Here is a 10,940-nt window from a genome sequence, read left to right as displayed (position 1 = left end):
CCCGGATGTTGTCCGGGCCACCACTGTCGTCCCGTACGGCGGCGTTCAGCTTCGCTGCGCTGTCGCCAGGCCGGTCGAGCACCAGGTGCGCAGGAACGCCGCCGTCGCCTCCAGCTGCCTGAGCCCCTGCGCGGAGGAGTCCTCGTAGATCCGCATGTCGACCTCGACCCCCGAGTGCGCCGCGCGGGTCGCGAGGGACAGCGTGTCGTCCAGGAGCATCTCCGTGCCCGCCGCGTGCAGCTGGATCGGCGGCAGGCCGTGGAGGTTGCCGTGCAGCGGGCTGAGCAGCGGTTGGCTGCGCGGTGTCGTGCCCGCGTATGCGGCCGCCCGGACGGACAGGGCCTCGGCGTCGAGCGTGCGGTCGGCGGCCGCGTTGAGCAGCAGACTGGACGCGTCCAGCGTGAAGTCCAGCACCGGCGACGACAGGACCGCACAGGTCGGCAGAGCCGCCCCTTCGTCGCGCAACCGCAGCAGCAGGCCGGCGGCGAGGGCACCGCCCAGCCGCTTGCCGGCCACGGCCGCAGGGCCGGGGCCACGGTCGCGACAGTGCTGCCAGGCGGCGGACACGTCCTCCAGGGCCTCGGGGAAGTGCAGCCGGTAGCGGGCGCACACGACCGTGCAGCCGGTGTGCCGGGCCAGTTCGCGCGCCGTGGGCACGGCGTCCTGCGGGGTGCCCGCCAGCCGCGGGTCGCCGTGCAGATACAGCACGGTCTGCTCGACGGCCGTGCCCTCGGGCCGCACCTCCGGCCCGAACGGCCCTTCCTCGACGTGGATCTCACCTGCCACGGGACACCACCTTCTCCGCCGCCTGCCAGTGTTCGTCGGACACCCAGAGCCGGGCGAAGGCCGCCGCGGCCTCCCGCGCCGGGCTGACCCGGGTGGTCAGGTTCTTGATCTCGCCGGCCTGTGTGGTGGCGAGCGACCGCGCCACCTCACGCCATCCATCGTCGAAGCCGGCACGGGGCAGCACCAGGTCCACCAGGCCCAGCCGTTCGGCCTCGTCCGCATCCAGCACGCGCCCTGTCCCCGCCAGCAGCAGTGCCCGGCCCGGCCCGACGAGCCGGGCCAGCCGCTCGGCACCGCCCCACGCGGGCACGATGGCGAGCTTCGTCTGGTTGAAGCCGATGCGGATGTCGGCGGCGGCGACCCGGATGTCGGCGGCGACCGCGACCTCCGCGCCGCCCCCGAAGGCGTGCCCGTTGAGCGCGGCCACCACCGGTCCCGGGAAGGCGGCGATCCGGTCGCACAACGCCCGCATCCGCAGTGCCATCCCGGCCGCTTCCTTCTCGGTGCGCAGCCGCGCCAGCTCCTTCAGATCGCCGCCGGACACGAACGCCTTGTCGCCCGCACCGGTCAGCACGAGGGCGTTTGAACCCTCGGCCGCGTCCAGGGCCTTGTCCAGTTCGCCCATGGTGGCCGGGTCGATGGCGTTGCGGGCGTGCGGGCGGTCGATGGTGACGACGGCCAGGCCGTCCTCGATCTCCAGGTCAACCATGCGTGGCCTTCCGGTCGAACGGGCGGGTGCGGATGGTCCGGCGGGTGCCAATGGCTCGGCGCGTGCCGATGTCTCGGCGGGTGTCAGTCCTCGTAGACGACGGTCACCTCGGCGGTCGTGGGTTCGGCCTGGCAGGTGAGCACATAGCCCTCGGCGATCTCGTCCGGTTCCAGGGCGTTGTTCACGCGCATCTTGGCCTCGCCGTCGGTCAGCCGTGCCATACAGGTGGCGCAGTCCCCGGACTCGCAGGAGAAGGGCGGGGTGAATCCGGCTCGGCGCGCGCTCTGCAGCAGGGTCTCGCCCGCGCGTTGCGGCACGGTACGGCGCTGTCCCCGCAGGTCGACGGTGACGGTGCCGGGGACGGGCTCGGCCGATGCCTCGGTGGCAGCCACCGGCGTGAACCGCTCGACGAAGATCCGCTCTGTGGGTGTCCCCGCCGCGAGCAGGGTGCTCTCGACCAGTGCCATGAACGGCTCCGGCCCGCAGATGTAGTGATCCGCGTCGCCGTCGGCGAGGCCGCGTACCGCCTCCGCGCCCACCAGTCCGTCCCGTTCGTCGAGGTGGTCGTGGAGGCGGAGCCGGCCGGGATGGTGAGCGGCGAGGGCGTCGATTGCCCCGCGGAAGATGGCCGAGCCCTCGCTCTGATGGGCTGTCAGAAGTCCGATCGTGCGCGGTGTCGTGGCGAGTGCGCTCTTGACGAGGGAGAACACCGGCGTGATCCCGCTCCCGCCGGCGTAACCGACCAACGGCCGGCCCGTCGCGTCCCCGTGCAGGCAGAAGGAGCCGCCGGGCCGGGTGGCCTCAAGAGTGTCTCCCGGTCGCAAGTTGGTGTGCATCCAGCCGGAGACCAGCCCGCCCGGCACTCGCTTGACCGTCACGCACAGCTCGCCGTCGGTGTCGGGCGAGGACGACATCGAGTAACTGCGCAGTGTTCCGCACACCTTGAAGGTCAGGAACTGCCCCGCCCGGTAGGGGAACGACGCGTCGAGGGCGAAGGTGCGTGTGTCCGGCGTCTCGTCGACGATCCGGGTGATCCGCACCGGATGGAAGCCGTGATCCCGTGCCATGTATGGAACTTACCTTCTCGCTATGGGAGAGTGCAATTCTCCTACAGGTGCAATGGTGACCGTGATGAGGAGGACTCCTGCCATGACGACGACTTCTCCCGGTGCTCTGCGGCCGTTGCCGCCCGGACTGTCCGCGCGTTACGAGGCCGAGGGCTGGTGGACCCGCGAGACCCTCGGTGAGCTGCTCACCGTCGGCCTGGCCGCAGCAGGGGACGTGGGGTTCCGCGTGCACTCCGAGGTGCGGCCGTGGGCCGGGACCTTCGCCGACGTGGAGCGGGTGGCGCGGCGGCTCGCCGCCGGGCTGCGGGCGCGCGGGGTCGGCCCCGGCGACGCGGTCGCCATGCAGCTGCCCAACTGGATGGAAGCCGCCGCAGTGTTCTGGGCCTGCGCTTTCCTTGGCGCGGTGGTCGTGCCGGTCGTCCATTTCTACGGGCCGAAGGAGGTCGATTACATCCTCGGCGCGACCCGCCCCAAGGTCTTCTTCGCGGCCGCGCGCTTCGGCCGGACCGAGTTCCGTCCAGAGCCGTACAAGGACGTCCCGGTCCTCGGCGTCGTCGGCCGCGACTTCGACGCACTGCTGGCGGCCGAACCCCTGGCCGGCGTACTCCCCGTCGACCCGGACGCGCCCGCGCTCGTCGCCTTCACCTCGGGCACCACCCGGGACCCCAAGGGCGTGATCCACAGCCACCGGACCCTGGGCTACGAGACGCGCCAACTGGCCGCGAGCTACCCGCCCGACCGGGGACGGCAGTTCACCGTGGCGCCGGTCGGCCACTTCATCGGCATGATCAACGCCTTCCTCATCCCCGTCCTCGACGGCTCCCCGGTCGACCTCGGGGACGTCTGGAACCCCGCCCAGGCGCTCGCGCTCATGCGGGCCGAGGGGCTCACGGTCGGCGGGGGAGCCACGTACTACATGACGAGCCTGCTCGACCACCCCGACTGCACGCCCGAGCACATCGCACACCTCAAGTACGCCGGTCTGGGCGGCGCTTCGGTCGCCTCCGCCGTGACGACCCGGCTGGAGTCCCTGGGCATCGGCGTCTTCCGGGCCTACGGCTCCACCGAGCATCCGTCCGTGACCTGCACCCCCTACGACGGCCCGGCCGTCAAGCGGCTGCACACCGACGGACTCCCGCTGCCCGGCGTGGAGTTGAGGCTCGCCGAGGACGGCGAGATCCTCACCCGCGGCCCCGACCTCTGCCTCGGCTACACCGACCCCGCCCTGACCGCCGCCGCCTTCGACGCGGACGGCTGGTACCGCACCGGCGACATCGGCGTGCTCGACGCCGACGGATACCTGACCGTCACCGACCGCAAGGCCGACGTCATCATCCGCGGCGGCGAGAACATCAGCGCCCTGGAGGTCGAGGACGTCCTGCTCGGCCTGCCCGGGGTGGCCGAAGCCGCCGTGGTCGCCGTCCCGGACCCGCGCCTGGGGGAGCGGGCCGCTGCCGTCCTGCGCATGCGTCCCGGCTGGTCCGCGCCGGTCCTGGCCGAGGTGCGGGTGCACTTCCAGCGGTCCGGACTGGCCCGGCAGAAGTGGCCCGAGGAGATCCGCACGGTCGACGACTTCCCGCGTACACCGAGCGGGAAGGTGAAGAAGTTCGAGCTCCGCCGGAACATTGCCACTGCCGCACAGTGAGAATACGATTCTCAAGATTGGTGAAGGAGGATCTCATGCCCTCTCGCGCGCTCGCGTATCCGCTCTTCGACGCGGACAACCACCTCTACGAGACGCAGGAAGCGCTCACGAAGTACCTGCCCAAGGAGTACGACGGGGCCATCGAGTACGTGACCGTCCGGGGCCGCACGAAGATCGCGATCCGTGGGCAGATCAGCGAGTACATCCCCAACCCCACCTTCGACGTGGTCGCCCGACCGGGGGCCATGGAGGAGTACTTCAAGGTCGGCAACCCGACCGGCAAGACCCGGCGGGAGATATTCGGCGAGCCGATGCGCTCCGTGCCCGCCTTCCGTGAACCGGCCCCGCGCCTGGAGCTCATGGACGAGCTCGGCATCCAGCGCAGCCTGATGTTCCCGACGCTCGCGAGCCTCATCGAGGAGCGCATGAAGGACGACCCGGAGCTGATCCACACGGTCATCCACGCACTCAACGAATGGCTGCACGACACCTGGTCCTTCACCTACAAGGACCGCATCTTCACGGTGCCCGTCATCACCCTCCCGATCGTCGAGAGGGCGGTCGAGGAACTGAACTGGGTGGTGGAGCGCGGCGCCCGCGCCATCCTGGTCCGGCCGGCGCCCGTGCCCGGCTTCGGTGCCACGCGCTCGTTCGCGCTGCCGGAGTTCGACCCGTTCTGGAAGCGGGTCGTCGAGACCGGCGTGCTGGTCGCCTTCCACTCCTCCGACAGCGGCTACGCCCGCTACGCCAACGACTGGGAGGGCAACCAGCGTGAGTTCCTGCCGTTCAAGCCCAACGCGTTCCGCCAGGTCATCGAGTGGCGGCCGATCGAGGACGCGGTCTCGTCGCTGATCTGCCACGGCACGCTCTCCCGCTTCCCGGAGCTGAAGGTCGCCGTCATCGAGAACGGCGCCTCCTGGGTGGAACCGCTGCTCGGCCGACTGGCGGACGTGCACAAGAAGATGCCCCACGAGTTCCACGAGGACCCCGTCGAGGTCTTCAGGCGGAACATCCACATCAGCCCGTTCTGGGAGGAGGACATGGCCCGGCTCGGCGACCTCATCGGCATCGAACGCGTCCTGTTCGGCTCCGACTACCCCCACCCGGAGGGCCTTGCCGACCCGGTCACCTACGTCGACCACCTGGCCAGGCTGACCGAGGCCGACAAGGCCAGGGTCATGGGCGGCAACCTGGCCCGGCTGATCGACGCATGACCGCGACGGTGCCGTGGCGCAGCATCCCCGAACTGGTGCGCAGCGCCGCCGACCGGTTCGGGGACGCGGAGGCCCTGGTCGACGGCGACCTGCGGCTCACCTTCACCGACTTCGCCGATCAAGTCCGGCGCACTGCCGGGGCGTTCGCCTCGGTGGGCGTCCGGCCCGGCGACCGGGTCGCGGTGTGGGCGCCGAACTCGGCCGAGTGGGCGATCGCCGCGTTCGGCGCGCTCACCGCGGGAGCCGTGCTGGTCCCGGTGAACACCCGGTTCCGGGACGAGGAGGCCCACGACATCGTCGTCCGTAGCGGCGCCAAGGCGCTGTGCGTCCAGAACGGCTTCCTGGACCGGGAGTTCGCCGGACCACCCGGGGTCCCCGTCGTCGACCTGCGGGCGGACGGATTCCTCGGCTCCGGGGAACCGCTGGAACGCGAGGTCGGCGAGGACGACGTCGCGGACATCATCTTCACCTCCGGCACGACCGGCCGCCCCAAAGGCGTGATGACGACGCACGGCCAGACCCTCCGCCTGTACGCCGAATGGTGCGAGCTGGCCCGACTACGCCAAGGCGACCGCTACTTGATCGTCAACCCGTTCTTCCACATCTTCGGATACAAGGCGGGTCTGGTCGCCTCCATGATCCGGGGCGCGACCGTGCTCCCCGTCGCCGTCTTCGACGTGGAGCACGTCCTGGAGCTGGTGGCGCGGGAACGGGTCACGATCCTGCCGGGACCGCCGACGCTCTACCACTCCCTCCTCCAGGCGGGTGAGAAGCACGACCTGTCGTCGCTGCGGGTCGCGGTGACCGGCTCCGCCGACATCCCCGTCGAACTGGTCCGCCGTATCACCACCGAACTGCCCTTCACCCACCTCATGACCGGCTACGGCCTCACCGAGGCCGGCACCGTCACCGCGTCCCGGCCCGGCGACCCGTACGAGGCCGTCGCCACCACCGTGGGCAAGCCTTGCGAGGGCTTCGAGGTGCGCCTGGGCGAGGACAGGGAGGTCCTCGTGCGCGGCTACGCCGTCATGCTCGGCTACCTCGACGACCCCGAGGCCACCGCCGAGACCGTCGACCCCGACGGCTGGCTGCACACCGGCGACCTGGGCGAGATGGACGGTGACGGGCGGCTGAGGATCGTCGGACGCAAGAAGGACATGTTCATCGTGGGCGGCTTCAACGCCTACCCGGCCGAGATCGAGGGCTTCCTGCTCCGGCACCCGGCCGTCGCCCAGGCCGCGGTCATCGGCGTGCCGGACGCACGCATGGGCCAGGTCGGCAAGGCGTTCGTGGTGCCCCGCGGCACGGTGACGGAGGCCGAGCTGATCGCCTGGGCCAGGGAGCGGATGGCGGGCTTCAAGGTGCCCCGGCAGGTCGAGTTCCGCACGGAGCTGCCGCTGAACGCCACCGGCAAGGTGATGAAGGACCAGCTGTCATGACCGACGACCCCCGCACCGCGTCCGGCATCCCCCTCGAGCCGGTCTACGGCCCCGCCGACCTGCGCGCCGAACCCCCGGACCCCGGCACGTTCCCCTTCACCCGCGGCAACTACCCGACCGGCTACCGGGGCCGCACCTGGACCCTGCGCCAGTACTCCGGCTTCGGCACCCCCGAGGAGTCCAACCGCCGCTACCGCTACCTCCTCGACCAGGGCGGCACCGGCCTGTCGGTCGCGCTCGACCTGCCCACCCAGTGCGGCTACGACTCCGACGACCCGGAGTACACGGACGAGGTCGGCCGCGTCGGAGTCGCCCTCGACACCCTCGCCGATGCCGAGATCCTCTTCGACGGCATTCCGCTGGACCGGATCAGCACCAGCTTCACCATCAACGGCACGGCGGCCGTCCTGCTCGCCTTCTACGTCGCAGCCGCCGAGAAGCGCGGCATCCCGCGCGCCAGGCTGACCGGCACCATCCAGAACGACATCCTGAAGGAGTACGCCTCGCGCGGCACCTGGATCTGGCCGCCCGAGCCGTCGCTCAGGCTCATCGCCGACACCATCGAGTTCTGCGCCGCCGAGGTGCCCCGCTTCAACGCGATCTCGGTCGCGGGAGCGCACTTCCGGGACGCGGGCGCCAACGCCGTGCAGGAGATGGCGTTCACGCTCGCGGACGGAGTGACGTACTGCGAAACGGTGCTGGCGCGCGGCCGCATGACCATCGACGAGTTCGCCCCGCAGATCTCCTTCTTCTTCTACACGCACGGCGACTTCTTCGAGGAGATCGCCAAGTACCGTGCGGGGCGCAGGCGGTGGGCGACGATCGTGCGTGAGCGGTTCGGCGCGCGGACCGACAAGGCGTGCATGTTCCGCTTCGGCTGCGTGGCCGGCGGGGCCTCGCTGTACGCGCCGCAGGCCCGCAACAACACCGTGCGCGTCGCCTACGAGGCCCTCGCCTCCGTGCTCGGCGGCGTGCAGTCGATGTTCACCGCCGCCTGGGACGAGCCCTTCGCGCTGCCCAGCGAGGAGTCGGCCACGCTCGCCCTGCGCACCCAGCAGATCCTCGCCCATGAGACGGGGGTGGCCCGGGTGGCCGACCCGCTGGGCGGGTCGTACTTCGTGGAGGCGCTCACCGACGCCACGGAGGAGCGGATCGCCGCGATCATGGCCGATCTGGAGGCGCACGGCGGAATGGTCCGCTGCATCGAGGACGGCTACCTCCAGGGGCTGATCGCCGACGAGGCCTGGCGGCTGCACCAGGAGGTCGACTCCGGGCGACGGCCGGTCGTCGGCGTCAACCGCTTCACCGCCGAGGAGCCCCCGCCCGACCTGGCCACCTACGAACTCGACGCCGAGGGACGGGAACGGCAGCTGAAACGGCTCGCCCAGGTCAAGGCCGAGCGCAGCGCCACCGAGGTGCGAACCCGTCTCGCCGAGCTGAGACGCGCCGCCGAAGGAGACACCAACCTCATGGATCCCTTGATCGCCTGCGCCAACGCCTACTGCACGGTCGGCGAGACGGCCGGAGCCCTGCGCGAGGTGTGGGGCGAGTTCCGGCAGCCGGTGGTGTTCTGATGACCGGGCCGGTGCGGATCCTCGTCGCAAAGCCCGGGCTCGACGGGCACGACCGCGGGGCCAAGCTGGTGGCGCGCGGGCTGCGCGACGCCGGGTTCGAGGTGGTGTTCACGGGCATCCGGTGGCGGGTGGCGGACATCGTCGCCACCGCCGTCCAGGAGGACGTGGCCGTGGTCGGCCTGTCGATCCTCTCCGGCGCCCATGTCACGCTGACCCGCCGCACGGTCGGCGGACTGCGCGCGGCGGGCGCGCACGACATCCCCGTCGTGGTCGGCGGCACGATCCCGGCCGCCGACGTGGCGCTGCTGCGGGAGGCCGGCGCGGCGGCCGTGTTTCCCACCGGCACCCCACTGCCCGCCATCGTCGCGGACATCCGCGCCCTGACCGCCCGGGAGGGCTGACATGCGAGTCGGAGTGATGAGCGGCCCCGAGCGGGGCGACGCGGTGCACAAGGCGGCGCGCATGGCCGACGACGCCCGCTGGGCCGAGGAGGCCGGCTTCGACACCGTGTGGGTGCCGCAGGTGCCCACCGACTTCGATGCCCTGACCGCAGTCTCCCTGATGGGGCAGGCCACCTCGCGCATCGAGCTGGGCACGGCGGTCGTCCCGGTGCACGCCCAGCACCCGGTCGCCCTGGCCCGGCAGGCGATCTCAGCCCAGGCGGCGGCCGGGGGGCGGCTCGCCCTCGGCGTGGGCGCCTCCCACCACTGGATCGTCCGCGACATGCTCGGCATTCCGTACGAGAAGCCGGCCGCGTACACCCGCGCCTACCTCGAAGTCCTCAACGCGGCTGTCAGCGGCGCGAGTTCGGTGGACGTCGAGAACGACGTCTTCCGTGTGCACAATCCGCTCACCCTCGCCCCGGGCGCCCCGCTGCCGGTCCTGGTCGCCGCCCTCGGCCCGTTGATGCTGCGCATCGCGGGCGAGTACACCGACGGCACCGTCCTGTGGATGGCGGACGAACGGGCCGTGGCCGAGCACGTCGTGCCGACCCTCACCAAGGCGGCGGAGGCGGCCGGGCGGCCGGCCCCGCGCGTCGTCGCGGGCATCCCGGTCTGCCTCTGCGCGCCGCACGAGGTGGACACGGCCCGGGAGCGCGCCAACCGGATCCTCGGCGAGGCCGAGGTCTCGCCCAACTACCGACGGCTCCTGGAGTACGGCGACGCACGCGACGTCGGCGACCTGTGCGCGGCCGGCGACGAAGCGGCCATCGCGGCCCGCTTCCGGCGCTTCGCCGACGCGGGCGTGACCGACCTGTCCGTCCGCCTGCTGCCCATCGGCACCGGACGGGACGAACTGGTCGCCTCCAAGCTCCGCACCCGGGACACGGTCGCGGCCCTCGCCGCGGACTTCCGGTGACCGGAGGGCCGGGCCCGCTGGCGGCGCTGCGCGTCCTGGAGGTCGGGCACATCCTCGCCGGCCCCTACGCCACCATGCTGCTCGCCGACCTCGGGGCACGGGTCACGAAGGTGGAGCCGTCCGGCGGTGACCTGTCCCGGCAGGTGTCCGACGCCTACTTCGCCAGCCTCAACCGGGGCAAGCGCTCGGTCCGCCTGGACCTGACGACGCCCGGCGGGCAGGACCGATTGCACGACCTCGTGCGCGACTCGGACGCGCTGCTCGTCAACCTCAAGCCGTCCGCCATCCGCCGCTTCGGCCTCACCTACGACGCCCTGAGGCCCCACAACGAACGCCTCGTCTGCGTCGCCCTCACCGGCTGGGGCATGGACGCGGGCGACGAACCCGCCTTCGACTACGTCGTCCAGGCCGCCACCGGCATCGCCGCCCTCACCGGCGACCCGGACGGCCCGCCCCTGCTGCCCGGCTACTCCTCCGCCGACAACTCCGCCGGACTCGCCGCCGCGCTCGGCCTGCTGGCGCTGGTCGTCTCGGGGCGCGGCGGGCAGATCGAGGTCTCGCTGCGGGACGTGATGCTCTCCCAGCTCAACTACCACGCCTCGGCCTGGCTCAACGACGAGGTCGCCCCCCGCCGCCTGGGCGGCGCGCACGCCTACTACGTCCCCGCCCAGCTCTTCCCGACCGCCGACGGCCATCTGGCCCTGTTCATCACCCACGACGGCTTCTGGCGCACCTTCGCCGCCGAGGCAGGGATCGAGGGCTTCCCGACGATGGCCGAACGCGCGGCACGCCGCGACGAGGTGATCGCCGCGGTGACCAAGGCGCTGGCCGCCGACACCGCCGTCGGCTGGGAGGCCCGCCTGCGTCCGCTCCGCGTCCCCGCCGCGGCCGTCCGCACCCTTCCCGAGGCGCTGGTCCAGGCTCCGGACGCGGTGGTGGACGCGGGCGGCCTCCGGCTGGTCGGCAGCCCGTTCCGGGTCACCGGCTACGAGCCGTCGTACGGGCCGCCGCCGGGGCTGGGCGAACATGGCGGCGCCGGCGCGCCCTAAGCTGCCGCGGGATGGGCCATGATGCGCTGTCGATCGTCTGCGGCGCCATCGTGGCTGGTCGCGCCCACGTGGCGGCAGCCGCATATCCAATACAGCCC

10 protein-coding genes are annotated in these 10,940 nt (G+C 71.9%); 7 read left to right on the top strand and 3 right to left on the bottom strand.

Going from position 1 to position 10,940, the window contains the following annotated elements; genetic code table 11:
- Positions 1–45: 45 nt before the first annotated feature.
- The 3 genes from ACFWPQ_RS42615 to ACFWPQ_RS42605 all read right to left on the bottom strand — a co-directional run bounded on the left by ACFWPQ_RS42615 (position 46) and on the right by ACFWPQ_RS42605 (position 2,562).
- A complete protein-coding gene (locus tag ACFWPQ_RS42615) occupies positions 46–786 on the bottom strand; it encodes an alpha/beta hydrolase fold domain-containing protein (protein WP_384047747.1) in 741 nt (246 codons plus the stop codon).
- Positions 776–1,495, bottom strand: a complete 720-nt coding sequence (locus ACFWPQ_RS42610; RefSeq protein ID WP_384047744.1) for an enoyl-CoA hydratase/isomerase family protein — start codon at positions 1,493–1,495, stop codon at positions 776–778. Before ACFWPQ_RS42610 ends, ACFWPQ_RS42615 begins: the two co-directional genes overlap by 11 nt.
- An 83-nt stretch (positions 1,496–1,578) precedes the next feature.
- Positions 1,579–2,562: a 2Fe-2S iron-sulfur cluster-binding protein gene (locus tag ACFWPQ_RS42605; protein WP_384047741.1), complete on the bottom strand. Its 984-nt coding sequence runs from the start codon at positions 2,560–2,562 to the stop codon at positions 1,579–1,581.
- A gap of 82 nt (positions 2,563–2,644) precedes the next feature.
- Between ACFWPQ_RS42605 and ACFWPQ_RS42600 the strand changes: the two genes are divergently transcribed.
- Genes ACFWPQ_RS42600 through ACFWPQ_RS42570 form a run of 7 tightly spaced genes read left to right on the top strand, consistent with a single transcriptional unit; the run spans position 2,645 to position 10,842 of the window.
- Positions 2,645–4,207 (top strand): AMP-binding protein, encoded by a 1,563-nt coding sequence (locus ACFWPQ_RS42600; protein ID WP_384047738.1) that lies wholly within the window; start codon positions 2,645–2,647, stop codon positions 4,205–4,207.
- A 35-nt stretch (positions 4,208–4,242) separates the two neighbouring features.
- Positions 4,243–5,421, top strand: a complete 1,179-nt coding sequence (locus ACFWPQ_RS42595; RefSeq protein ID WP_384047735.1) for an amidohydrolase family protein — start codon at positions 4,243–4,245, stop codon at positions 5,419–5,421.
- Positions 5,418–6,860, top strand: coding sequence for a FadD3 family acyl-CoA ligase (locus tag ACFWPQ_RS42590; protein WP_384047732.1), 1,443 nt, complete (start codon positions 5,418–5,420; stop codon positions 6,858–6,860). Before ACFWPQ_RS42595 ends, ACFWPQ_RS42590 begins: the two co-directional genes overlap by 4 nt.
- Entirely contained in the window at positions 6,857–8,434 is a 1,578-nt protein-coding gene (locus ACFWPQ_RS42585; protein ID WP_384047730.1) for a methylmalonyl-CoA mutase family protein, read from the top strand. The genes ACFWPQ_RS42590 and ACFWPQ_RS42585 overlap by 4 nt, the downstream gene beginning before the upstream one ends.
- Positions 8,434–8,835 (top strand): cobalamin B12-binding domain-containing protein, encoded by a 402-nt coding sequence (locus tag ACFWPQ_RS42580; protein ID WP_384047727.1) that lies wholly within the window; start codon positions 8,434–8,436, stop codon positions 8,833–8,835. Before ACFWPQ_RS42585 ends, ACFWPQ_RS42580 begins: the two co-directional genes overlap by 1 nt.
- A gap of 1 nt (position 8,836) precedes the next feature.
- Complete coding sequence (locus tag ACFWPQ_RS42575; RefSeq protein WP_384047724.1) at positions 8,837–9,793, top strand: TIGR03564 family F420-dependent LLM class oxidoreductase; 957 nt, start codon at positions 8,837–8,839, stop codon at positions 9,791–9,793.
- Positions 9,790–10,842: a CaiB/BaiF CoA transferase family protein gene (locus ACFWPQ_RS42570; RefSeq protein WP_384047722.1), complete on the top strand. Its 1,053-nt coding sequence runs from the start codon at positions 9,790–9,792 to the stop codon at positions 10,840–10,842. The genes ACFWPQ_RS42575 and ACFWPQ_RS42570 overlap by 4 nt, the downstream gene beginning before the upstream one ends.
- Positions 10,843–10,940: the final 98 nt, after the last annotated feature.

The sequence above is a fragment of the Streptomyces sp. NPDC058464 genome, assembly GCF_042721035.1.
Lineage (GTDB): Bacteria > Actinomycetota > Actinomycetes > Streptomycetales > Streptomycetaceae > Streptomyces.
This window is presented reverse-complemented; position numbering and strand designations above follow the sequence as displayed.

Coding starts and splice junctions, on each gene's coding strand:
- ACFWPQ_RS42610 (WP_384047744.1), bottom strand. CDS start 1,495: ATGGTTGACCTGGAGATCGAGGACGGCCTGGCCGTCGTCACCATCGAC.
- ACFWPQ_RS42605 (WP_384047741.1), bottom strand. CDS start 2,562: ATGGCACGGGATCACGGCTTCCATCCGGTGCGGATCACCCGGATCGTC.
- ACFWPQ_RS42600 (WP_384047738.1), top strand. CDS start 2,645: ATGACGACGACTTCTCCCGGTGCTCTGCGGCCGTTGCCGCCCGGACTG.
- ACFWPQ_RS42595 (WP_384047735.1), top strand. CDS start 4,243: ATGCCCTCTCGCGCGCTCGCGTATCCGCTCTTCGACGCGGACAACCAC.
- ACFWPQ_RS42590 (WP_384047732.1), top strand. CDS start 5,418: ATGACCGCGACGGTGCCGTGGCGCAGCATCCCCGAACTGGTGCGCAGC.
- ACFWPQ_RS42585 (WP_384047730.1), top strand. CDS start 6,857: ATGACCGACGACCCCCGCACCGCGTCCGGCATCCCCCTCGAGCCGGTC.
- ACFWPQ_RS42580 (WP_384047727.1), top strand. CDS start 8,434: ATGACCGGGCCGGTGCGGATCCTCGTCGCAAAGCCCGGGCTCGACGGG.
- ACFWPQ_RS42575 (WP_384047724.1), top strand. CDS start 8,837: ATGCGAGTCGGAGTGATGAGCGGCCCCGAGCGGGGCGACGCGGTGCAC.